Genomic DNA, 23,468 nt, shown 5'->3' on the forward strand with positions numbered 1-23,468 from the left:
GGGGCGAGAGAGCGCCGCCGGACCCGGGTGGCCCGCGGCGCAAGAGGTCAGAACTCCAGGGCCACGTCGTGGGTGCGCAGCCAGTGGTCGAGGGCGAGGACGAGTTCGGTGCCGGTGCGGTAGCCGGGGGCGGGGCTCTCGGCGGTGGCGGCGGCGAGCGCGGAGCCGTCGAGCAGGGCGCGGACCGGCGCGTCGGGGCCCTCGGTGGCCCGCCTGAGGGCGGTGCGCAGACCGGCCAGGTAGGACGGATCGTGGGTGGTCGGGTAGGGGGCCTTGACGCGGTCGGCGATCTCGGCGGGGAGTACGTCGCGGGTGGCGGCGCGCAGCAGGGACTTCTCGCGGCCGTCGAAGGTCTTCATCGACCAGGGGGTGTTGAAGACGTACTCCACGAGACGGTGGTCGCAGAAGGGGACGCGCACTTCCAGGCCGACGGCCATGCTGGCGCGGTCCTTGCGGTCGAGCATCCACTGCACGAAGCGCGTCAGGTGCAGATAGCCGATCTCGCGCATGCGCCGCTCGACGGGCGGGGCGCCCTCGATGTGCGGGACCTCGGCGAGCGCGTCGCGGTAGCGCTGGGCGCGGTAGCCGCGCAGGTCGATCTTCTCCAGCAGGCCGCGGTCGAGCAGGGCCTCGGTGGGGCCGCTGCCGGGGCCGGAGATGCCGGAGCCGAAGGGCGGGGCGAGCCAGGGGAAGGTGTCGGCGGCCACGGAGTCGGGGTGGTGGAACCAGCGGTAGCCGCCGAAGACCTCGTCGGCGGACTCCCCCGACAGGGCCACCGTGCAGTGCTCGCGCACGGCCTTGAACAGCAGGTACAGGGAGGTGTCGCCGTCGCCGAGGTCGAAGGGCAGGTCGCGGGCGGTCATGACCGCCCTGCGGGCGGCGGGGTCGAGGAGCGCGTCGGGCGGCAGGGTGACGACGCGGTGGTCGGAGCCCGCGTGCCGGGCGAGGGCCTCGGCGAAGGGGGTGTCGGGGGTGCCGCGCCAGTCGTTCGCCTCGAAGTGCTCGGCGTGGCGGGCGAAGTCCAGGGCGAAGGACTTCACCGGCTCGGCGCCGGCGGCGGCGCGTTCGCGGGCGGCGAGGGCGGTGATGACGGAGGAGTCCAGACCGCCGGAGAGCAGGGTGCCGACGGGCACGTCGGCGACGAGCTGCCGGGCGATGATGTCCTCCAGCAGGTCCCGCACGTGCTCGATGGTGGTGTCGAGGTCGTCGGTGTGCTCGCGGGCCTCAAGGGCCCAGTAGCGGTGCAGCCGGCTGCCGCCCGCGCGCACGCGCAGGGTGTGGCCGGGGGGCAGCTCGCGCATGCCCTTGTAGACGGCGTGGCCGGGGGTCTTGGTGAAGCCGATGAGCTCGGCGAGGCCCTCGGCGTCGAGGGCGGGGCGCACGGCGGGGTTGGCGAGGATCGCCTTGGGCTCGGAGCCGAAGAGCACGCCGTCGGGGGTGGGGTAGTAGTAGAGCGGCTTGATGCCCATCCGGTCGCGCACCAGCAGCAGTTCCTCGGTACGGGCGTCCCACACGGCGAACGCGTACATGCCGTTGAGGCGCTCGGTGAACGCCTCGCCCCACTCCAGGTAGGCGTGCAGGACGACCTCGGTGTCGCTGTGGGTGCGGAAGACGTGGCCGAGGTCGGTCAGCTCGCGGCGCAGCTCGCGGAAGTTGAAGACCTCGCCGCTGTAGGTGAGGGCGGCGACGGTCCGGCCGCCGTGCTCGAAGGTCATCGGCTGCTTGCCGCCGTCGGGGTCGATGACGGCGAGCCGGCGGTGGCCGAGGGCGACGTACCGGTCCAGCCACAGGCCGTGGGCGTCCGGACCCCGGCAGGCCATCGTCTCCGTCATCGCGTCGGCGGTGGCCCGGGTGACGGGGCGGGCGGGATCGAAGGAGACCCAGCCGGCGATTCCACACATACGTGCTTCTCCGTTCGCTGTACCTGGTGGGGGATTTCGCTGTGCCTGGTGGGGGATGGGGAACGGGGTGCGGCCCTTCCGTGGGGGAGAGGCCGCACCCCGGGCGATGCGGTGCGTGGCTCAGACGTGCGCGGCGGCGGCCGTCGCGTCGCTCTGGTTCTGGCTCTGCTGCGCCGTTCCGGCGAACTTCTTGAAGGTCCAGGTCATCCACATCACGACGAGGACCATGACGGCGCTGACGACGGTGGACCAGCCCATGGCCTGGGCCCAGTCCGCGTCGGCGGGCTTGTTGCCGGCGACGGCGAAGAACACCGCGCCGATCACGGCGACACCGGCGGCGCTCGCGAACTGCTGCGAGGTGGTGAGGATGCCGGAGGCGATGCCCGCGTCCTGCGGGCGGACCCGCATCAGCGCGGCGCCGAACAGGGCCGGCAGGACCACGCCGTTGCCGGCGCCGATCAGGCACAGGCACAGCACGATGTACGGCAGGCCGGTGTCGGGCCCGGCCATCCACAGCCGGACCGCGAGCATCACCAGGCCGAGGATGATCACGCCGCTGCAGAAGGAGAGGGCGCCCATCCCCCACCGGTTGGTGAGCTTCCGGCCGATCATGGAGGTGGCGGTGAAGAGGATGCCCATCGGGGAGAACAGCAGGCCCGCCTGGAAGGGGCCCTGGTGCAGGCCGGACTGCAGCAGCAGGGTCAGGGTGAACATGAAGCTGCCGAAGTAGACCATGAACGCGATGCTCGCGATCACGCCGCCGCGGTAGGAGGGGGTGCGGAAGAGCGGGAAGACGAGCACGGGGTCGCCGCCGCCGCGGCCGATCCTCTTCTCCCACAGCACGGTCACGACCGCGACCGGCACGGCGACGGCCATGCTGACCCAGGTCCACACCGGCCAGTTGGAGGTGTGGCCCATGGTGAGCGGCACGAGCAGCAGCGCGAGCGCGAGAGCGACGCCGAAGGCGCCGACCGGGTCGAGCCCGACCTTGCGGGTGTGCGTCCTGGCGGGCAGCACGCGCATCGCGGCGGCCGCGATGACGATGCAGAACGGGACGTTGATGAAGAAGATGTTGCGCCAGCCCAGACCCGCGAAGTCGGCGGCGATGAGCGCGCCGCCGAGCACCTGGCCCGCGATGGAGCCCAGGCCCGCCGCGGCGCCGTACCAGGCCATGGCGCGCGGCTTCTTCTCGTCGGGGAACTCGGCGGTGATGGTCGCGAGGACCTGCGGCACCATCATCGAGCCCGCCAGTCCCTGGGCGAGCCGGGCGATCGTCAGCTGGGTGGGGTCCTGGGCCAGGCCGCACAGCAGCGAGGTGATGCCGAAGGCGATGGTGCCGATGACGAACAGCCGGCGGTAGCCGTACTTGTCGCCGAGCCGGCCGCCGGTGATCATGCCCGCCGCGTAGGCGAACGCGTAGCCGCCCACGACGAGTTCGAGGGCGGCCGGTCCCGCGTGGATGCCCTCCTCCAGCGACGGCGCGGCGACGTTCACCACGAAGAAGTCGAACTGGGCGAAGAACATGGCCGACAGCAGGACCCACAGGGTCGGTCCGGTGCGCAGGGACGGTTTTGTCGTGCCCGAGGCCACGGTGGGCGGGGCGAGTTGATCGGTCATGGGGCTCCTTTGCACCGGTGCGCGTACGGCGCGGCCGGTGCGGTGGCGGACCGGGCATCGGTCCGCGGGACGGACATGGACGGGGCGACCGGTCGCCGGGCGGGGCCGGCGGCCGGCGGTCCGGGTGCGCGCCCCGGTGCGGGCGGCGCACCCGGGCGCCTCATGTGCGCTTGCGCCTCGCGTGGATGGTGCAGGTGATGCGGGAGGTGCACAGTCGGCGTCCGCTCTCGTCGGAGACGACGACCTCGTAGGTCGCCGTCGTCCGGCCGAGATACAGCGCGGTCGCGACCCCGGTGACGGTCCCGCCGCGCGCGGCTTGGTGGTGGGTGGCGTTGATGTCGACGCCGACGGCGATATGGCCGTCGCCGGCGTGCAGGACGGCGCCGATGGAGCCGAGCGACTCGGCGAGCACGACGGAGGCGCCGCCGTGCAGCATCCGGTACAGCTGGGTGTTGCCGGCCACCGGCATGGTGGCCACCAGCCGCTCGGCGGAGGCTTCGAGGAAGGTGATGCCCATGCGTCCGGGGAGGGTGTCGGCGCCCACCTCGTTGATCCAGGCGACGGTGTCCTCGGGGATCCCGTCCGGCAACGCCCCGCTCGCGGTGGGGTGTTGCCCCGACGGTGCGGGGGTCCTCGGCGCTGTGGTGGTCATCGGGTGCCCGCCGACTGGGCGTGCGCCGCGTCTTCGCGGGTGTCCTCGCCGCGGAGGTCCTCGGCGCGGGCGACGGAGGCGGGGTCGGCGGGCGCGTAGGTGTGCACGGCGACGTACTTCTCGCGCAGCTGCCGCTTGAGGACCTTGCCGGTGGGGCCGAGGGGGATGTCGCCCGCCGAGGCGGCGATCTCCAGCATGGCCAGCCGGGGCTGGCCGATCCCGTCGAGGACGGCGTTGGCGCGCCGCAGCAGATCGGCCGCGTCGCCATGGCCGTCGTAGAGCCGTACGAGCGCGACGGGCACGGTCCGCTCGTGGTCGTGTCCGGCGACGACGGCGCAGTCCGCGATCTCCTTGAGGTTCAGCAGCAGTTCCTCCTCCATCAGGGCGGAGTAGCCGTCGCCGTCGTCGGTGCGGATCCGGTCCACGAGGCGGTCGACGTGGAAGAAGTCGCCGTCCTCGGTGCGGGAGACGAGGTCGCCGGAGAGCCAGTAGCCGCCGAGCATCGAGCGGTAGGTGGTGTCGGAGTCGTTCCAGTAGCCGCGGGCGATGGCGTCGCCGCGCACACCGAGCAGGCCGACCTCGTCGGGCCCGGCGTGGGTGCCGTCCTCGCGCAGCACGGCGACCTCGGTGATCGGGACGCGGCGGCCCAGGTGGCGGGCGCGGGGCGGGCTGTCGGGGGTGATCTCCCGGCGCAGCGCCGCCCAGCCGAGTTCGGAGGAGCCCAGTCCGTCGTCGATCATCGAGCCGGGGACGGTGCCGCCCTGCTCGGTGCGGGTGTGGCCGAGCTCCATGAGCCTGCGCAGGTGGGCGTCGTGGCCGCAGTCGCCGAGGTTGACCCACATCTGCACGGACGTGAAGTCGGCGGGGTCGGGGTTGCGGGTGGCCAGGTGGGCCAGGGCCTCGTTGAAGGCGATGACGACGGCCGGCCGGTAGGTGGCGCAGCCGCGGGCGAGGCCGGGCCCGCTGGGGTCGGACCAGGCGACGGTGGGCACGCCGCCGAGCAGCGAGTAGAAGGTGAAGGCGATGGCGCTGGAGTGGGACTGCGGATAGGCGGCGAGCACCAGGGAGGTCTCCTGCGCCGGCTGGTGGGTCAGCCGGTACAGGGCGCCCGTGACGGACTGCCGGTGGGTCCACACCACGGGCTTGGGGTTGCCGGTGGTGCCGGAGGAGTGGCAGATGACGACCGGGTCCTCGGGGCCGTGCCGGTACTCGGCGACGTGCGGCAGCTTCGCGTCGCCGAGGATACCCACGTCCTCGCGGGTCACCGTCCAGCGCACGACGGGCAGTTCGCGCTCGCGGCCGGCGAACAGCGACAGCCGGGGGGCGTCGGTGTAGATGCCGACGGGCGCGGTGCGGCGGATCAGGCCGAGGGCGAGCTCGGGCTTCATCCGGCCGTTGATGAGCACCGCGATGGCCCCGATGCGGGCGAGGGCGGCGAGTTGCAGATGGTTCTCGAAGGAGTCGGCGATGTAGATCGCGACGCGGTCGCGGGCGCGCACACCCCGGTCGTGGTACCAGGCGGCCCAGGCTTCGGCGAGGGCGTCGAGCTGCCGCAGGCTGAACTCGGACTGCTGCCAGCCCTCGGTGTTGAGCAGCGGTATGTCGGCGGCTATCAGGGGCTGGTCGGCGGCCGGGTTCAGCTCGGCGGCGACGCGCCAGGCGTTCCCGCCGCCGAGGCCGTCGAGTTCGACGAGGCGCCGGCGGGGCTCGTCGGTCAGCAGCGTGTGTGAGGAGAGCGGCATCATTCACCTGGCTTCGGTCTGGGTGCGCGGCCGCGGGGAGCTGTCGCGGCGCGCGGGCGACGAACATCGGCAAACTCGGGGCGAGCAAGGGGCTTTCGGCGGACAAAAGGACTGCCGGGGCCTCCCCTCCACGCTGCCGCGGGTTCTTTCGACAACCCGGCGGTCCGCCGGCGGGGCCCGCCGACATGCGAAGCTATACGGGGGGCCGGAGCCGGGGCCAGCTCGCGCGCGATACCCCGTCAAGTCGCCTGTGGACAAGCCCCGGCAGGGCCGGGGACGCGCCCTGGATGCGGAACGCCGGCAGCCAATTCCGTTTCCTTTACCGGTTTTTCGCGGCCGGCCGGTCCTTTGGCGCATGACCTGACGTACTCCCCCGTCGCCCCCTGGGCGGTGGAATGCGCTTCGCTACCGTCTTCAAAGTCCACCGGAGAGCCCAGGATTGGCGTCGCGACCGGTATCCCTCCCATGCCGATAAGGAGTACACAGTGCCACCTGTGCGGAAATCCGATGCCGGTGCACGGCTTCGGGAAATAGTGGCTTTCGTCCTTGAAATCGATGTGGAGGACGTTCGGTCCGATGCCTCCTTCCACCAGGAGCTCAAGGTCGACTCCCTGGAGAAGGTCGAGATCGCCGCGCGCATGGAGCAGACCTTCAAGGTCGCGTTCTCCGACGACGAGACGGCGGCGGTCGACAGCGTCGACGAGGCGCTCGCGCTGCTGCTGGCCAAGACGGCCGGCGCCGCCGGCGCGCCGCACCTCCCCCCGGAGCCCAGTGGCACGCCCGCCGCCGGCCCCTCCTCCCCGGCCGGTACGGACTCCTCGGCGGCGCCGCGCCCTTCCTCCCCCGCGGCGGCCGCGCCCGGACCCGATCTGCTGCGGCGCCTGCTCGGCGCGCACCTGGCGGCGGGGCGCGGCGGACGCACCGCCTACGTGGACCCGGACGCCGGTGAGATCTCCTACGGGCAGCTCCAGGAAGCGGCGCGCGGCTACGCGCAGGCACTGACCGAGCTGGGCATCGAGCCCGGCGCGCGCGGGCTGATCGTCGCGGAGGACTCGGTGGCCACCGCGGTGGCCGTGCTCGGCCTGTGGTGGCACGGGAGCGTCCCGGTGCCGGTCACGCCGATGCTCGGCGAGGCCGATCTGCGCTATGTCGCCGAGGACTGCGAGGCGGCCCTGGTCCACCTCGATCTCGCCCCGGCCGGTCAGCGGGCGCTCGAAGAGGCGTTCGCGGACCTCCCCCAGCTGACGGGTGATCAGGTCCGGGAGGCGCTGGCGACCGGCGCGGCCACGCCCGCCTACCGCGCCGACGGCCCGCCACCCGCGCCGGCCCCGCCCGCCGGGCGGGAGACGCTCATCCAGTACACCTCCGGCAGCACCGGCCGCCCCAAGGGCGTACGGCACGCGGCCGACGGCATCGCGGCCATGCTCGACGGCTTCGGCCGGGTGATGGGCCTCCGGCCCGAGGACCGGGTGCTCTCCACCGCCCGGATGTCCTTCGGCTACGGCTTCGGCAGCTCGGTGCTGTGCACGCTGGACGCCGGCGCGAGCGCGGTGCTGGTGCGCGGCGCCGTCGAACCGCACGCGATCAGCGCCGCGTTGCGCCGGCACCGGCCGACCGTGCTGTGCTCGGTGCCCCGCCTGTACGTGGGGCTCCTGGAGGCCTTCGCCCGCCACGACGGGGAAGCGGGCGAGCGTCCCTTCCCGTCGCTGCGGCTGTGCCTGACGGCCGGCGAGAACTGCCCGGCGGCACTGAGCCGGCGTATCGAGGAGGGCTTCGGCGTCACGGTCATGAACTGCCTGGGTGCCACCGAGGTCATGCACGTCGCCATCGCCACGCCGCCGGCGCGCTCGATGCACGGCCGCTCGGGCGTCGCGGTCCCGGGCGTGACCGTGACGGTCCGCGACGACGAGGGCGTGCCGGTGCCCGACGGCGCCGACGGCCGGCTGCACATCTCCGGCCCGCAGGTCTCGCTGGGCTATCTCAACCGGGCCGACGCGGACCGGGCGACCTTCGGCGCGGGCGGCGCGTACACCGGCGACGTCGTGCGCAAGCACCCCGACGGCAGCGTCGAGTACCTGTGCCGCGCCGACGACATCCTCAACCTGGGCGGCTACAAGGTGGTCCCGAGCGAGATCGAGGACGTGGTCCGCTCGACCGAGGGCGTACGGGACTGCGTGGTCCTCGGCAGCGCCGACGCCAACGGGCTGGAGCGTTCGGTCGCCTTCACCGTGATCGAGGAGGGCTTCGAGGCGGACGCGGTCCGCCGCGCCATCCGCGGCTCCGTACGCGCCCGGCTGGCGCCCTACAAACGCCCGAGCCGCTTCGAGTTCGTCGACGTCCTGCCGGCCACGGCCACCGGAAAGCTGGCCGCCTACAAGCTCCGCGAGCGGATGGGACAGTCATGACCTGGGACATCGTCGGGATGGGCGCCGTCGCCGGCAACGGCGGCAGCCCGCAGGAGATCTACGACGCGCTGTGCGCGGGCCGTGGCGCGCTCGCCGGGCTGCGGGTCTTCGACACCGGCAAGTACCGGGCGAAGTACGCGTACGAGATCGACGACCGGGCCGAGCCCGGCGTCGACGAGCCGGGCCGCGCCACCCGCTGGCTGACCCAGGCCGTCGGCCAGGCGCTGGCCGACGCCGGGCACGACGGCGACCTCACGGACGTGCCCGTCCTGGTGGGCACGACGCTGCAGGAGCAGCGCAGCGCCGAGCTGTGGTGGAAAGAGGGCGCCGAACTCTCCCCGGACGCCCTGCACTTCGGCACCGCCCTGCGCGAGACCTTCGGCGCCACACGCACGTACACCTTCGCCAACGCCTGCGCGGCGTCCCTGTACGCGCTGGCCATGGCCACCGACCTGATCGAGATGGGCATGGCCGACACCGTGGTGGTGGCCGGGACCGACGCGATCGGCGAGAGCGCCTTCGGCACCCTGGACCGGGTGCAGAACGACGTGCCCGACGCGCTGCGCCCCTTCGACGTCACCCACAAGGGCATGCTCATGGGCGAGGGCGCGGTGGCGGTCGTCGTGCGGAAGGCGGCGGCCGAAGGCCAGTACGTGCACGCCCGGCTGCGGGCCGTCGGCGTCAACTGCGACGCCCACCACCCCACGGCCCCCGACCCGGTCGGCATCACCCGCGTGGTGCGCGACGCCCACGCCCGCGCCGGGATCGGCCCCGAGGACATCGACCTGGTGATGCTGCACGGCAGCGGCACCCCGAAGAACGACTCCACCGAAGCGGCCGTGCTCGCGAAGATCTTCCCGCCGGGGACGGGCCCGCTGATGACCGCGATCAAGTCGATGACGGGCCACACCCTCGGCGGCTCCGGGCTGCTGAGCCTGGTGATCGCGGCGCTCGCCCTGCGGCACCGCCGGGTGCCGCCGGTGCTCGGGCTGACCGAGCCGGTCACGGAGGCGGCGGGACTGCGGCTCGTGCGGAGCGAGGCACAGTCGGCGGACCTCGGCCTCGCGCAGGTCGACGCGTTCGGCTTCGGCGGGATCAACGCCGCGGCGATTCTGGAGGCCACATCATGAGCAAGCCGACCACCACAGCGCGGCCCGGCCGCGACGTCGTCGTCACCGGAGTGGGGCTGGCCGTGCCCGGTCTGACGCTGGCCGACGAGCTGCTCGGCGGCAGCCGCGAGGGCGGGTTCGACCCGCACACGGGCCTGACGGGCCGCGAGATGCGGCACAAGGACCGGGCCTCCCGGCTCGCCCTGCGCTGCGTCGAACCGGCGCTGCGGGACGCGGGGCTGTACGCGCAGGACGCCTTCAGCGGCACCGGCGACGACACGGCCGTCCTGGTCAGCTCCAACTTCGGCATCCTGGACAGCGTCTGCGCGTTCACCGACATCATCGCCCGGGACACGGTCACGGGGCTGAGCCCGCTGGGGCTGCCGCAGACCTCCAGCAATGTCATCGCCGGCTCGGTGTCGATGCGGCACGGGCTGCGCGGCCCCAACATGACCCTGTGCAACGGGCCGACGAGCGGTCTCGACGCCCTGTTCTGGGCCCGCTCGCTGATCGCGGCCGGGCGCGCGGAGGCGGCCGTCGTCATCGGGGTGGAGCCCTCCGGCGACGCCGTGACCAAGATGCTGGGCGAGCCGGTCCTCGACGGCGGTGCCGCCCTCGTCCTGGAGACCCGCGAGGCCGCGCGGGCGCGCGGCGCCCGTGTCCGGGCGGCGGTGGCCGGTTACGCGCGCGGCGCGGACCGGCTGCGTACGGTCGCGGAAGCGGCCGGGAGCGTCACGGGCCCGCTGGGGCTGTGGCTCACCGCGCCGGGCGCGGAGGCCGAGCCCGCCGTCCTGCCCGGCGGCAGGCCGGCCGCGCGGACGCTGGACCTGACGGCCCGGTTCGGGGAGTGCTCGGGCGCGCTCGGGGTGCTGCAGTGCGCGGCCGCCGTGGCGCACCTCGACGCCCGCCCGGACGAGGCCGTGCTGGCCACCACCGGGCTGCCCGGCGACGACGCCGTCGCGGCCCTGCTGCTGACCGGGCCGGAGCACTGACCCGCCTTCCCCCCTGGCCGTCACCGGCCGTCCGCCGTCACCGCACAGCCCTGACAAACGCACAGCCCTGACAAAGGAGTTCCTGCCATGACCACGCCCCAGACCGCCCTCGACACCGAAGAGCTGCGTGCCGTCGTCGCCGGCGCGCTGGAACTGCCCGTCGAGGAGGTCACCGACGACGCCCGGTTCAAGGAGGACCTGGAGGTCGACTCGCTGATCTCGCTGGAGATCGCCGTACGGATCGAGGAGCGCTACGGCATCAAGATCGACGACGCCCAGCTCGCCGAGCTCGGCACGTTCCGGCTCGTGAGCGAACTGGTCCGCGGTCAGCTCGACGGTGGGGCCGCCGCGTGAGCGCAGCGACCGCTTCCGTGGGGGGCGGGCCGCAGGGGCCCGCCCCGGCGCGGCCGGTGGCGCTGGTGACCGGCGGCTCGCGCGGTATCGGGCGCGCGGTGGTCGCCCGGCTCGCCGCCGACGGCTTCGACGTCGCCTTCTGCTACCGCTCGCACTCCGGTGCCGCGGACGCCGCCGCCGAGGAGGCGCGGGCGGCCGGGGCCCGGGTGCACGCCCGGCAGGTCGACGTCGCCGACGCCGCGCAGGCCAAGGACTTCGTCGCCTCGGCGGCCGAGGAGCTCGGCCCGCTGTCGGCCGTGGTCACCTCGGCGGGCATCACCCGGGACCGGCCCCTGGCGCTGATGACCGAGCAGGAGTGGCGGGAGGTGCTGGAGACCAACCTCTCCGGCACGTACAACATCTGCCGCGCCGCGGTCTTCCCGATGATGAAGCAGCGCGGCGGGGCGGTGGTGACGCTCTCCTCCATCGCGGGGGTCAACGGCAATGCCACGCAGACGAACTACGCGGCGTCGAAGGCGGGCATCATCGGCTTCACCCTGTCGCTGGCCAAGGAGGTCGGCAGGTACGGGATCCGGGCCAATGTGGTCGCCCCCGGCCTGATCACGACCGACATGACGGCCGAACTCCCCGAGGCGGTCACCAAACAGCTCGTCGAGAGCATTCCCCTCGGCCGGGCCGGGACGCCCGAGGAGGTCGCGGACCTCGTCTCGTTCCTGGTCTCGGACCGCGCGGCGTACCTCACCGGGCAGGTCGTGGAGATCAACGGCGGTCTCTGAGGCCGCGCCACCTCCCCTCACCGGGGAGCACGACGTCCGCGCCGGGTGCTGCCGGACAGGGGCACCGGCAGCTGCGCGGGGCAGCCCGGCGCGGATCCCCTCGGGCGTGGCGGTGTTCGTCCGCCGGTGTCTGACGGCGCCGCCGCGTCCCCTTCGGCCCGCGTGCCGGTTGGCATCGACCGGCACGCGGGCCGTCGCCGTGGCCGGTCCCGGCCTGCCGCACCCGGGACAGTCGGCCAAAATCCCACAAGAAGAAGCCCAGTTGTCCACAGAATCGCAGAGAGTCCGAACGTCCGCGGCCCGGACCTCCCGCACCGCTGTTCCGGCCGCTCCGCAACCGCCGTCACCTGCGGGCCTCTTCGCTCCGGACCGCACCGTACCCCGACCGCTCGGGGGTACGCGGGGAGCGATTACCGGACAGGGGCCGCGGCCCGCTCTCCGCTCACCGGTCCCCGGACTCCGCTGCCGGTCACGGGCGTTGACCAGTGAGGACTTCCGGTGTCCCTGAGCGGTGAGGGACCCGGCCGCACGGCCGGAGTCGACCGATTGTCGCCCTTGAACGTCGACGCGCCCCGCCGGGATACTCACCGCACTTGACATGAACGCGCCTTATCGTCGGCGGCGCGGTCCCTCTGTCGAGTCCTGCTCGTCCGCGCGCGTCCACGCGCCGGTTCCCGGCCGTCCCCCGGCGGGACGGCCCGCCCCACGACACCTCCGTGCCCGGTCCCCGGGCACACCCCCCACAGGAGGCATGAGTGAATCGTTCAGGCACCTTCACGCGCCGTGCGGTGACCGCCGGCGCGGGCGTCGCCGCGCTGGCGGCCGCGACACTGATCCTGCCCAGCGCCCACGCGCAGCCCGCCCCCGGCCCGGCCGCGCTCTCGCCCGCGCAGGCGGCGCAGCTCGCGCAGCGCCTGACCGCCGACACGCAGGCGGCCACGGCCGGTTCGTACTACGAGCCCCAGGAGCGCAAGCTGGTCGTCGACGTCGTCGACCAGCGGGCCGCGGGCGCGGTACGGGCGGCGGGCGCCGAGGCCCGGCTCGTCGCGCACTCGTCCGACGAACTCGCCGCCGCCAGAGGCGTCCTGGAGGCGAAGGCCACGATCCCCGGCACCGCCTGGTCCGTCGACCCCAGAACGAACAAGGTCTCCGTGACCGCCGACAGCACGGTCACCGGCGAGAAGCTCCAGCGCCTCGAATCGGTGGTCGCCTCGCTCGGCGACAAGGCCGTCCTCAAGCACACCTCCGGGACGTTCAAGCCGTTCATCGCGGGCGGCGACGCGATCTGGGGCAGCGGAGTGCGCTGCTCGCTCGGCTTCAACGTCACCACCGGGGACGGGCAGCCGGGCTTCCTGACCGCCGGGCACTGCGGCAACGCCTCGCAGACCTGGTCCGACAGCCAGGGCGGCGGCCAGATCGCCACCACCACCAAGTCCGTCTTCCCCGGCCACGACTACGCGCTGGCGACCTACACCTCCAATACCGACCACCCCAGCGCGGTGGACCTCTACAACGGCAGCCAGCAGAACATCACGCGCGCCGCCGAGGCCACGGTCGGCGAACAGGTCCAGCGCAGCGGCAGCACCACCCAGGTCCACGACGGCAAGGTCACCGCGCTCAACGCCACCGTCAACTACGCGGAGGGCACGGTCAACGGCCTGATCGACACCACCGTGTGCGCCGAGCCCGGCGACAGCGGCGGCGCCCTGTTCGACAAGGACACCGCCCTCGGCCTGACCTCCGGCGGCAGCGGCGACTGCTCGGGCGGCGGGGAGACCTTCTTCCAGCCGGTGCCCGACGCCCTCAACGGCACGGGCGCGAAACTGCCCTGACCCGCCGGCACCCCGTGCGGCCCCCGCGACGCCCCTGCGGCGTGCGGGGGCCGCTCCATGCTGTTCACGGGTTGTCCATGGGTTTTTGATGGGTCTTGACGGAACCTTGACCACGTTTGCGTCCCGCCGCAAGTGAGGGCAGACTTCCGACGCCGGAGCACACGTTCTCTCCGTATTGCTCTCGGTATCGGGCGAACCGTCCGCCATCCGCCGTCGCCCTGCCGCCCGGCCCGTCGGCGCGCCTGCGACGAACGGGCGGTGAGGCGTGCCCACTTTTGTGGTCGGAGGTTCTTGTGATGTCGTTCCGGACGGACCCCGCCGCCGCGCGGGCGTCGATCCCCGCACGGGTGGCGGCCCGGGTGAACCGTACGACCTGGGTGGACGTCGCGGTCGCCGCGGCCGTCCTGGTCCTGCTGTACATCACGCTGCGCGTCGGGCAGGGCACCACGGTCCGCTTCTCCACCAGCCGCTCCCTGCACATCGACACCGATCCCGCCCGGCTGCCCTACGACGCGGCGCGCAGCCTGCTGCGGATGTTCCTCGCGCTGGCCGCCTCGACCGTCTTCACCTTCTGCTACGCCTGCGCCGCCGCCCGCAGCCGACGGCTGGAGCGCATCCTGATCCCCGCGCTGGACATCCTGCAGTCGGTGCCGGTGCTCGGCTTCCTGACCGTGGCGGTCACCGGCTTCATCGCCCTCTTCCCCGGCTCGATGCTGGGCCTGGAGTGCGCGTCGATCTTCGCGATCTTCACCTCGCAGGCCTGGAACATGGCCTTCGGCTTCTACTACTCCCTCACCTCGCTCCCCCGCGAACTCGACGAGCTCTCCCGCTCGTTCCGCTTCACGCGCTGGATGCGTTTCTGGAAGGTCGAGCTGCCCTCGGGGGCCATCGGGCTGGTCTGGAACGGCATGATGAGCTTCGGCGGCGGCTGGTTCTTCCTCGTCGCCTCCGAGGCCATCAGCGTCAACCGGCGCAACTACGCGCTGCCGGGCATCGGTTCGTACGCGGGCGCGGCCATCGCCGCCGGTGACCTGGGGAAGATCGGCCTGGCGATCCTGACCATGGCCGTCATGGTCATCGGGGTCAACTTCCTCTTCTGGCGCCCGCTGACGGCCCGGGCCGAGCGCTTCCGCAACGAGCAGTCCGAGGCCACCGAGGTCCAGCGCAGCTACGTGCTGGACTTCCTGCGCCGCTCCTCCTGGCCGCGGCTGCTGGGCCGGCTGCTGCGGCCCGTCGGGCACGCGCTGTCCCGGGCCGGGCGGATCCTCGGCGTCGACGACCGGCCGCTGCTCGTCGACCCGGTGCGCCGCCGCACCGGCGACCTCGTCTTCGCGGCCGTCGCCGGCGGACTGATCCTGTGGGGGCTGGTCGACCTCGCCGGCTATCTGCGGCACCACACCGGCTTCGGCGTCTTCGGCGAGCCGCTGCTGCTGGGGCTGGCCACCCTCGCCCGGGTCGTGGTCGTGGTCGTCGCCGCCACCGTGATCTGGGTGCCCGTCGGGGTGCGGATCGGCTTCTCCCCGCGGCTGACCCGGATCGCCCAGCCGCTCGTGCAGATCCTCGCGAGCTTCCCCGCCAACTTCCTCTTCCCGCTGGCCGTCTGGTTCTTCCTGAGGACCGGGCTGTCCCTGGACGTCGGCGGCGTCCTGCTGATGGCGCTGGGCGCCCAGTGGTACATCCTCTTCAACACCATCGCGGGAGCCATGTCCATCCCCAGCGATCTGCGGGAGGCCATGGACGACATGGGGGTGCGCGGGTGGCAGCGCTGGCAGCGGCTGATCCTGCCGGGCATCTTCCCCTCCTACGTCACCGGCGGCATCACCGCCTCCGGCGGCGCCTGGAACGCCTCGATCGTCTCCGAGGTGGTGCCCTTCGCCGGCACCACGCTGACCGCCACCGGGCTCGGCGCCTACATCGCCGAGTCCACCGCCCGCGGCGACTTCCCGCACCTGATCGCCGGTGTGGCCGTGATGAGCCTGTACGTCGTGGGCCTCAACCGGCTCTTCTGGCGCAGGCTCTACCGGCTCGCCGAGACCCGTTACGCCCCCTGACGAACGCCGTGACGCCGCCTGTCCGCCCGCAACAGCTGGAGCCCCCATGGTCCTTGGCCTCTTCCGCAACCGGCGTGCCGCGCACGCCCCCGCGCCCGGCGCGGACCGCCCGGCCGACGGGGACGTCCTGCTCACCGCCGACGGACTGACGAAGTCCTACGCGGGCGCCGACGGCGAACTGCCCGTCCTGACCGGCATCGACCTGAAGATCCGCGCCGGGGAGATCGTCGCCCTGCTCGGGCGCTCCGGCTCCGGCAAGTCCACCCTGCTGCGCTGCCTCGCGGGACTCATCCCGCCCAGCTCCGGCTCGGTGGGCTACCGGGGCAGGCGGCTGACCGGCGCCAACCCGGGCACCGCCATGGTCTTCCAGACCTTCGCGCTGCTGCCGTGGCTGACCGTGCAGCAGAACGTCGAGATCGGCCTGGAGGCGCGCGGGGTGCCGCCGGGCCGGCGGGCCGAGGCCGCGCTGCAGGCCATCGACCTCATCGGGCTGGACGGTTTCGAGAACGCCTATCCCAAGGAGCTCTCCGGCGGAATGCGGCAGCGCGTGGGCTTCGCCCGCGCCCTGGTCGTCGAGCCGGACGTGCTGATGATGGACGAGCCGTTCTCCGCCCTGGACGTGCTGACGGCCGAGAACCTGCGCGGCGAGCTGCTGGAGCTGTGGGAGTCGGGCCAGTTCCCCACCCGGGCCGTGGTGCTGGTGACCCACAACATCGAGGAGGCGGTGCTGATGGCCGACCGGATCGTGGTCCTCGGCTCCCGCCCCGGCACCGTCCGCGAGACCTTCGAGGTCGCCCTGGAGCGGCCCCGGGACCGGCAGTCCGCCGCCTTCGAGGAGCTCATCGACCGGGTCTACCGCACCATGACCGGCCGCCCCAAGGAGGGCCGGATCCCCGGCCGCGCCGGGCCGGTGGAGGCCGCGCGCCGCACCCCGGCCAACACCCCGCTGCCCACGGCCAGCGTCGACGGGCTCTCGGGACTCGCCGAGATGGTCGTCCACCGGGGCGGCCGCTGCGATCTGGCGGACCTCGCCGACGACCTCGGGCTGGAGATCGACGACGTGCTGCCGCTCGTCGACGCCCTGGACGTCCTGGGCTTCGGCGCCATCAGCGAGGACGACCTGGTGCTCAGCGAACGCGGCACCGCCTTCGCCAAGGCCGATGTGCAGGAGTCCAAGAGGATCTTCGCCGCCTCGGCGCTGGAGGTGCCGCTGGTCCGGCTGATCACCACGAGTCTGCGGCAGAGCCCCGAACAGACGCTGCGCGCGGGCTTCTTCCGGGATCTGCTCGCCCACCACTACACGAGCGAGCAGGTCGACCAGCAGCTGGAGACCGCGACCGACTGGGGCCGCTACGCCGAGCTGTACTCCTTCGACGCGGACCCGCAGGAGTACCGCCTCGACGAGGGCGGGGCCGCCGGCTGACGGCCTGTCCGGTGCATCCGGTCCGTTCGGTCCGATCGGTCCGATCGGCCTGATCGGCCTGATCGGTCTATTCGGTGACCGGGCGGCGGGCGGGAGCGGCCGCGTGGGCCCGGACCGGCGCGGTGCGCGCGACGGCCGCCGCTCCGGCACTCTCCTGCGGCGCGGGAGCGCCCGCGGCGGGGGCGGCCGCCGCGAGCGCGGCCTCCTCCAGCAGCCCGCGCACGTGCGGGCCGGCGGTGCGGTAGTAGATACGGGTGCCCTCGCGGCGGGAGACCACGAGCCCCGCGGTCCGCAGTTTGGCCAGGTGCTGGGAGACGGCGGCGACGTGGGCGCCCATCATCTCGGCGAGGCCGCCGACGGGGAGTTCACTGTGGCTCAGTGCCCACAGCAGCCGGTACCGGGTCGGGTCGGCCACGGCCTTCAGCAGGGCCACCGCCCGTTCGGCACCCGCCGCATCCCATGCCTCTCCTTGCGCTCCCATGCAGGCATGGTAACGGGCGGTAGGCGCCGGGGGCCTGGCACGGCGGTCACCGGCCGTGCCGTACGGGCGCACCGGTACGCTCCGTGGCGGGCGCGGCGTGCCGCAGGGAGCGCAGCCAGCGGGTGCGCGAGCCGAGCACGCCCAGGCCCAGGGCCACCAGGTGGCCCGCGTCGGCGAGTTCCTGGTCGACGGCGCAGGCGAGGACGAGCGCGAGGGTCAGCGCGGGCAGGGCCCAGGCACGCAGCCGCCGGCCGCCGAGGGCGAGCAGACAGGCGCCGGTGGCCACCAGTCCGTAGCTGATGCCGACGTCGCGGGCGCGGGGGACGGCCCCGGGCAGATGCGCCAGGTGCGCGAGCCACAGAGCGCCCTCGGTGAGCAGGGTGGCCACGAGGTGCCCGGCGAGGAAGACCCCGAAGCCGCGCGCGGTGCCCCAGCGCCACTCGGCCCGCCCGAGGACGGCGGCCACCGCCGCGATGCCGAGCAGGACGGGGACGCCGTCGACGACCAGGCCGCTGGTGAGCAGCGTCCACCACTTGCCGACTTCCAGGTGGTGGACGTTGCTGCTGTTGTGCCGGATGAAGCGGGCCTGTTCCGGGCCGGTCCGGCTCGCCAGCCAGCCGGCGGTGGCCAGCAGCAGGGCGACGTACACCGAGGTCGCCGGTATCCGCCGCAGCAGCTCCCGTGCCCGCTGTACCGGTCCGGTCACCGCGCCTCCCGCTCGTCCGTGCCCGTCACCAGGGCCCGCGGCGGGTGCCGGGGCCCGCTGCACCTTAACCCGAGGTGTGTCAAGGACCGGAAAAGAATGCGGGGCGGCACCGGGTTTCCGTGAACTTCTTCACGGTCGAACCAAAGAGGGAACCGGCGTGTGTATTCACCCCACACGAACCACTGAAATCCTTTTTCCGAAGGGAAGTTGGAGAATGCATTGCCGCCGTCCCCGTCCGTCGTGCGGCGGCCATGCGCGGTCAAGCGCGAGTTCCGGAAGCGCACAGGACGTCTTTGCGTCACAAAGGCGCGGCGGAGCGCGGGCCGGGGTTCGCCGCGGGAGGGCGGGGTAACCCTACGGCATGCTCACCCTTGGGATCGAGGAGGAGTATCTTCTGCTCGACCCGGCCACCGCGCTTCCGGTGCCCATGGCGGAGCAGGTCTGTGCGGCGGTGGACCTGGAGCCGGTCGTCCACGAGCGGGAGGTACAGGCCGAGCTCCTGCAGGCCCAGGTGGAGGTCGCCACGCCGGTCTGCGCGGACCTGGCGGAGGCGGGCCACCACCTGCAGCGGCTGCGGCACGCGGTCAGTTCCGCGGCCAAGAAGGCGGGGTGCCGGATCGCGGCGTGCGGCACGGCGCCGCGCACGGGGCTCGCGCCCGTCCCGGTCACCCGCAAACCGCGCTATCTGGCGATGCGTTCGCAGGCCGGCCGGCTCGTCGAGGAACAGCTCGTCAACGGTATGCACGTCCATGTCGCCATCCCCGACCGGGAGATGGGGGTGGCGGTGCTGAACCGGCTGCGGCCGTGGCTGCCGGTGCTGGTGGCCATGACGGCCAACTCCCCGCTGTGGAACGGCCAGGACACCGGCTTCGCCAGCTGGCGGACGGTGGTGTACAGCCGCTGGCCGGTGTGCGGCCCGCCGCCGTTCTTCGCCGATCTCGCCGACTACGAGCAGCGCATCCAGGCGCTGCTGGAAGCCGGGGCGATCGCCGACCGGGGGCAGCTGTACTGGCAGGCCCGGCTCTCCGACCGCTATCCGACGATCGAGGTGCGCTGCGCGGACGTCCAGCTGCGCGCGGACGACGCGGTGATGTTCGGGGGGATCGTCCGGGGGCTGGTGGCGACCGCCATCCACGACGAGAAGACGGGCGGGCGGGCCCCGCACGCGCGGCCGGAGCTGCTGAGCGCCGCGACCTGGCACGCGGCCCGGCACGGGCTGGAGGGCGAGCTCGTCGACCCCGACGGCAAGCGGCGCGGCGCCGAGGACGTCGTGCGCACCCTCCTCGGGCACGTCGCGCAGGCGCTGGAGGAGTCCGGGGACACGCGGCAGGTCGACTCGCTCGTGCGGCGGCTGCTGCGCCGGGGCAGCCCGGCGGACCGGCAGCGCCGGGTGCTGGCCGCGGACGGGCTGCGGGCCCTGACGGAGCTGATCACCGAGCCCTGAGGGGCCGGGGCGGCGGGTCAGCGGTGCGGGTCGCCCTCGATGCGTCCTGTCAACGCCGCTGCGGTGGGCTGGAGTTGCCGCAGCCGCGTGGGCAGCAGCAGCGCGGCGAGCGCGAGATAGACGAAGGTGAGGATCTGCCGCGCGTACTCCCCGGGCAGCGCGAACTGCACCGCGAAGAGCACGAAGAGGGCCGCCGCCCACCGGGGCGGGAAGTGGAGGCCGAGCAGGACGACCACGGCGAGCAGGGTCTGCGCGGCGGTCAGCGCGACCTCGTCGACCTGCCGGGTGACCAGGGGCAGCGCCGCCCCGCCGCCGCCGAGGGCGTGGGCCACGGGCAGCGAACCGACCAGCAGCGTCCACTGGTTGACCTTGCTGGACAGCAGCGCGCCGAGCCCGTCGCTGCCGCGCAGCCGCCACGCGAAGACCACCGCGACGATCAGTTCGGGGGCCTCCGAGGCGAGCGGGGCCAGCCACTGCACCAGCAGGAAGCGGTCGATGCCGAGCGCGGCGCCCGCCTCGACGAGGCCGCCCGCGAACGGCTCCGCGCTCGCGAAGATCACGGCGGCGGCCGCGGCGAACAGCACGGCGGTGAGCAGCCGGCGGCGTGCCCTCGGCAGCAGGGCGAGCCGCGCCGGGACCCCGGCCAGCTCCTCCATCTCCTCCGAACCGCACTTGCCGATGCGGTACAGATAGGCCCCGTACCAGGGGATGAGCACCACGGGCACGTACCAGCCGATCTCGCGGGTCAGGGGCATCACGAACGCGAAGACGGCGGCCGCGCCGAGATAGGCGACGTCGATGCGGCGGTGCGGTTCCAGTACGACTCCGCCGGTGGGCAGGGCGCGGCGGCGTGCCGCGAGGAATCCCGCCAGGGCGACCAGGGGCCAGCCGACGCCGACCAGGAGCCGGTTGGCGCCGGTCATGTTGGCGGCGGCGTAGGCGGCGTAGGAGGGATCGGATCCGGCCGCGTAGGCGAAGTACAGGTCCACGGCGTACTCGGGCAGCACGGCGATGAAGGCGAGGAGGGCGAGGGCGAGGGCCCCGGCCATGTCCGCGCGGGCGGTCTCGGCGGCCCACATCAGCAGCAGCGCCGAGCACAGCACGCCGAGGCCGAAGACGACGACGGCCCACACCGGCGCGAGGTGCGTGCCGCTCACGCGCACGACGACGGCGGGCAGGGCGCCCGCGCAGGCGGCCCCGATCCGTGCGGCGGCCGCCGCACGGGACGGCGGCCGCGCACCGTCGGCCGCCGGTGCGGCCCCTGTGCCGCCGCGTTCGTGCTCCCGCATGCCCGCTCCTCTCGCCGTGCCGCCGTACCGCCGATCTATCAGCAGTCGCGGGCGGCGCCGGCGGGACAGCCCGGGGCCGGGGCGTGTGGCGCCCGTTCGGCCGAGCGGGCCCGGCCCGGGTGCGGGCGGGGAGAAGAGGAGGGCAGGTCAGCGGCACCCCCGTGGCTGCTGACCCGCGTACCGATCATGCCGGAGGGATGCGATCATTTCTGCCGTCAGCTTTTCGCAGGAAAAATCGGCCGCATAATTCGTCTTCACAGACGGGGTCGTTCGTGATAGTGGGGGGACAACGTGGACAAGGGAGCCTTGCGAACGCTGCTGCGTTCGCGCCGGGCCCTGATCTCCCCGGAGGACCACGGCCTCGTGCGCCCCTCCCGGCAGGGCCGGCGCGCCCCGGGGCTGGCGCAGAGCCAGATCGACCTGCTGCTGCACCGCACGCAGGGCACGTACAACCGTCTGGAGACCGGCGCGTACCCCCATCCGCCGGAGGACCTGCTGCGGGACGTCGCGGTGCTGCTGGCCTTCACCGAGCAGGAGTGGACGGCGCTGTGGCGCTACGCCCTGCACCGCGATCCGCCCTATCCGCTGCATCCCGAGACCGGCACGGAGGTCACCCGGGCCTGGCAGGAGGTCGTCGACGGGCTGTCGCACATGGCCTACATCAACGACCACTCCTGGCGGGTCATCGCCCACAACCGGGCGTTCGCCGAGATGTTCCCCAGGGGCGAGGCGCCGCGGAACACGATGCGGTGGATGGTGCTGGACCCGGAGGCGCGCGAAGTGCTCCTGGAGTGGCGGGAGTTGTGGATGCCGATGGTGCTGCCGCAGCTGCGCGCGGCCGTGGCGGCCGTACCGCAGGACGCGACGCTCGCCGCGCTGGAGCGGGACGTGCTCGCCGACCCGGTGGTCGGGCCGCTGTACGAGGCGGGCGCGACGACCCGGGTCCACCCCGACGGCGACGAACGCCCGCTGCTGCACGCGCGGCTGGGGCCGGGCTGGGTGACCATGTGCAGTGCCGAGCCGCGCTCGTCGCGGCGCGCGAGCCTGATGGTGCTGGTGTTCCGGCCGGGCGAGCGGCACGCGCCGCTGCCGCGGGCGGGCTGAGGCGGCACGGCGGCGCGTCCGGCGGGCAGCGCTCTGGTCCGGGCCGCCGCGCGGCGGCAGCATGGAGCGATGCGTGATCCAGTGGATACGGCGGGGCCCGTGGGCCGTGCGCCGGGTGGTCCCGGCCGGGACGTGGTGATCGTCGGCGGCGGCACCGCCGGGACGAGCGTGCTGCTGCACCTGGTCCGCGAGCTGGCGGACCGGCCGCCGGGCCGGGTGCGTTCGGTGCGCGTGGTGGACCCGTGCCCGGCGGGCTGGGGGCTGGCCTTCGGGGAGCGCGATCCGCTGCTGCTGTGCAACAGCGCCGCCGACGTCAACTCCCTGCTCGCGGACCGGCCCGGCGATTTCGTCGACCACCTGCGCGGGCGGGGGTGGAGCGGGAGCGGCGAGGACTGTGTGCCCCGGGTGCGGATGGCCGAGTACTGCGCGGACCGTTTCCACCGCGCCTGCGAGCAGGCGGCCGCCCTGGGTGTGACGGTTCATCAGATACCGGCCGCAGCCCTGTCGGTGGGCACCGGGCCGGGCGGGCCGCGGGTGCGCCTGAGTACCGGTGAGGAGCTGCGGGCCGATGCCGTGGTGGTGGCCACGGGCGTGCGCCGCCCGCGCGTCCCGGACGGTTTCGCCCCCTTCGTCGCCCATCCCCGCTATCTGGACAGCCCGTATCCGGCCGCCCGGGTACGGCGTCGGCTGCGACCGGCCTCGCGGGTCCTGGTGCTCGGCAGCCGGCAGTCGGCCGTGGACGCGGCGCTGCTGCTGTGCCGGGACGGCCACCGGGTGACCCTCACCTCGCCGTCGGGGACGCTGCCCGCGGTGCGGGTCTCGCTGGGGGCGCCCGCGCGTTCCTTCCCGTCCCTGGAGCGCGTCGCCCGCCTCGATCCGGCGGACCCGTTGCTGGAGGAACGCCTGGTGCGCTCGGTGGTGGAGGCGGTGCGGCTGCTGAGCCCGCTCCCGCTGCGCCGGCAGGTCTCCCGCGCGGACGATCCGCTCACGCGGCTGCGGGAGGAGACGGCGCTGCTGGAGGCGGGGGCCTGCGCGTGGCCCGGGGCGATGGTGCCGCTGATCGAGGCGTTCATCGAGCTGGGGGCGGCGCTGGACGAGCGGCGCCGGGCCGCGGTGCTGGACCGCTTCGGCTGGTTCACCGGGCGGTATGTCACGGCGATGACGGTCGTCAACGCGCGGCGGCTGCTGGCGCACGCCGACACCGGGCTGCTGCGCGTGGCCCCGTCCTATCCGCGGTCCGTGGCCTTCGAGGGCGGCCGGTGGCGGGTGGCGGGTGCGGCTCCGGGCGACCACGGCGCGTACGACCACGTCGTGAACGCGACCGGCTTCCACCCGCCGACGCTGTGCCGCTCCGCGACGGGCGAGGCGCTGCTGCTGACGGACGGGCCCGGACCGCCCGGCGCCGCCTGCCGGCTGGGGGACGGTCTGCGGGTGCGCCGTGATGCGCGGTCCGCTCCCGAGCCGGTCTGGGTCGTGGGGGTCGGTACGCACGTACGGATCCCGTTCGCGAACCATCTGCGGTCCGTGGTGCGCCAGGCCCGCCGGGTCGCGGGGGAACTGGCGGGCTGAACCGGGGGCGGTCCGGGGGCG

At 73.6% G+C, this 23,468-nt stretch carries 18 protein-coding genes; 11 read left to right on the forward strand and 7 right to left on the reverse strand.

Features of this window, described 5'->3' with window-relative positions:
- Nucleotides 1-47: 47 nt before the first annotated feature.
- From asnB to ACFP1Z_RS22450, 4 genes are all read right to left on the reverse strand, one after another.
- Nucleotides 48-1,901 carry an asparagine synthase (glutamine-hydrolyzing) gene (gene asnB, locus ACFP1Z_RS22435; RefSeq protein WP_390318733.1) on the reverse strand — a complete coding sequence of 618 codons (1,854 nt, stop codon included), beginning with the start codon at nt 1,899-1,901 and terminating at the stop codon, nt 48-50.
- Nucleotides 1,902-2,021: 120 nt separating this feature from the next.
- On the reverse strand, nt 2,022-3,518 hold the full coding sequence (locus ACFP1Z_RS22440) for an MFS transporter (protein WP_390318735.1): 1,497 nt from the start codon (nt 3,516-3,518) through the stop codon (nt 2,022-2,024).
- A 160-nt stretch (nt 3,519-3,678) separates the two neighbouring features.
- On the reverse strand, nt 3,679-4,170 hold the full coding sequence (locus tag ACFP1Z_RS22445; protein WP_390318736.1) for a hotdog fold thioesterase: 492 nt from the start codon (nt 4,168-4,170) through the stop codon (nt 3,679-3,681).
- Nucleotides 4,167-5,912: a class I adenylate-forming enzyme family protein gene (locus ACFP1Z_RS22450; RefSeq protein ID WP_390318738.1), complete on the reverse strand. Its 1,746-nt coding sequence runs from the start codon at nt 5,910-5,912 to the stop codon at nt 4,167-4,169. The genes ACFP1Z_RS22445 and ACFP1Z_RS22450 overlap by 4 nt, the downstream gene beginning before the upstream one ends.
- A gap of 494 nt (nt 5,913-6,406) precedes the next feature.
- Between ACFP1Z_RS22450 and ACFP1Z_RS22455 the strand changes: the two genes are divergently transcribed.
- The 8 genes from ACFP1Z_RS22455 (at nt 6,407) to ACFP1Z_RS22490 (ending at nt 16,854) form a co-directional block, all read left to right on the forward strand.
- Entirely contained in the window at nt 6,407-8,317 is a 1,911-nt protein-coding gene (locus ACFP1Z_RS22455; RefSeq protein WP_390318740.1) for an AMP-binding protein, read from the forward strand.
- Nucleotides 8,314-9,447, forward strand: a complete 1,134-nt coding sequence (locus tag ACFP1Z_RS22460) for a beta-ketoacyl synthase N-terminal-like domain-containing protein (protein WP_390318742.1) — start codon at nt 8,314-8,316, stop codon at nt 9,445-9,447. Before ACFP1Z_RS22455 ends, ACFP1Z_RS22460 begins: the two co-directional genes overlap by 4 nt.
- A complete protein-coding gene (locus ACFP1Z_RS22465; protein ID WP_390318744.1) occupies nt 9,444-10,418 on the forward strand; it encodes a beta-ketoacyl synthase N-terminal-like domain-containing protein in 975 nt (324 codons plus the stop codon). The genes ACFP1Z_RS22460 and ACFP1Z_RS22465 overlap by 4 nt, the downstream gene beginning before the upstream one ends.
- An 87-nt stretch (nt 10,419-10,505) precedes the next feature.
- On the forward strand, nt 10,506-10,772 hold the full coding sequence (locus tag ACFP1Z_RS22470) for an acyl carrier protein (protein ID WP_390318746.1): 267 nt from the start codon (nt 10,506-10,508) through the stop codon (nt 10,770-10,772).
- The gene (gene fabG / locus ACFP1Z_RS22475) at nt 10,769-11,548 is read left to right on the forward strand and encodes a 3-oxoacyl-[acyl-carrier-protein] reductase (protein ID WP_390318747.1); all 780 of its coding nucleotides are present in this window, start codon (nt 10,769-10,771) and stop codon (nt 11,546-11,548) included. The genes ACFP1Z_RS22470 and fabG overlap by 4 nt, the downstream gene beginning before the upstream one ends.
- A gap of 755 nt (nt 11,549-12,303) precedes the next feature.
- Nucleotides 12,304-13,380: a S1 family peptidase gene (locus ACFP1Z_RS22480; protein WP_390318749.1), complete on the forward strand. Its 1,077-nt coding sequence runs from the start codon at nt 12,304-12,306 to the stop codon at nt 13,378-13,380.
- 296 nt (nt 13,381-13,676) lie between these two features.
- Nucleotides 13,677-15,431 carry an ABC transporter permease gene (locus ACFP1Z_RS22485; protein WP_390318751.1) on the forward strand — a complete coding sequence of 585 codons (1,755 nt, stop codon included), beginning with the start codon at nt 13,677-13,679 and terminating at the stop codon, nt 15,429-15,431.
- Between the two features lie 46 nt (nt 15,432-15,477).
- Nucleotides 15,478-16,854, forward strand: coding sequence for an ABC transporter ATP-binding protein (locus ACFP1Z_RS22490; RefSeq protein ID WP_390318754.1), 1,377 nt, complete (start codon nt 15,478-15,480; stop codon nt 16,852-16,854).
- A 67-nt stretch (nt 16,855-16,921) separates the two neighbouring features.
- On the opposite strand, the gene ACFP1Z_RS22495 is transcribed toward ACFP1Z_RS22490, so the two are convergent.
- Nucleotides 16,922-17,335 (reverse strand): ArsR/SmtB family transcription factor, encoded by a 414-nt coding sequence (locus tag ACFP1Z_RS22495; protein WP_390318756.1) that lies wholly within the window; start codon nt 17,333-17,335, stop codon nt 16,922-16,924.
- A 46-nt stretch (nt 17,336-17,381) separates the two neighbouring features.
- Nucleotides 17,382-18,041: a rhomboid-like protein gene (locus ACFP1Z_RS22500; protein ID WP_390318758.1), complete on the reverse strand. Its 660-nt coding sequence runs from the start codon at nt 18,039-18,041 to the stop codon at nt 17,382-17,384.
- 361 nt (nt 18,042-18,402) lie between these two features.
- Between ACFP1Z_RS22500 and ACFP1Z_RS22505 the strand changes: the two genes are divergently transcribed.
- On the forward strand, nt 18,403-19,485 hold the full coding sequence (locus ACFP1Z_RS22505) for a carboxylate-amine ligase (protein ID WP_390318760.1): 1,083 nt from the start codon (nt 18,403-18,405) through the stop codon (nt 19,483-19,485).
- Nucleotides 19,486-19,502: 17 nt separating this feature from the next.
- On the opposite strand, the gene ACFP1Z_RS22510 is transcribed toward ACFP1Z_RS22505, so the two are convergent.
- Nucleotides 19,503-20,774 (reverse strand): hypothetical protein, encoded by a 1,272-nt coding sequence (locus ACFP1Z_RS22510; RefSeq protein ID WP_390318761.1) that lies wholly within the window; start codon nt 20,772-20,774, stop codon nt 19,503-19,505.
- Between the two features lie 291 nt (nt 20,775-21,065).
- Between ACFP1Z_RS22510 and ACFP1Z_RS22515 the strand changes: the two genes are divergently transcribed.
- Nucleotides 21,066-21,878, forward strand: a complete 813-nt coding sequence (locus ACFP1Z_RS22515) for an MmyB family transcriptional regulator (RefSeq protein WP_390318763.1) — start codon at nt 21,066-21,068, stop codon at nt 21,876-21,878.
- 69 nt (nt 21,879-21,947) lie between these two features.
- Nucleotides 21,948-23,447, forward strand: a complete 1,500-nt coding sequence (locus ACFP1Z_RS22520; RefSeq protein WP_390318765.1) for an FAD/NAD(P)-binding protein — start codon at nt 21,948-21,950, stop codon at nt 23,445-23,447.
- Nucleotides 23,448-23,468: the final 21 nt, after the last annotated feature.

It is taken from the genome of Streptomyces gamaensis (genome assembly GCF_042656465.1).
GTDB lineage: Bacteria > Actinomycetota > Actinomycetes > Streptomycetales > Streptomycetaceae > Streptomyces > Streptomyces gamaensis.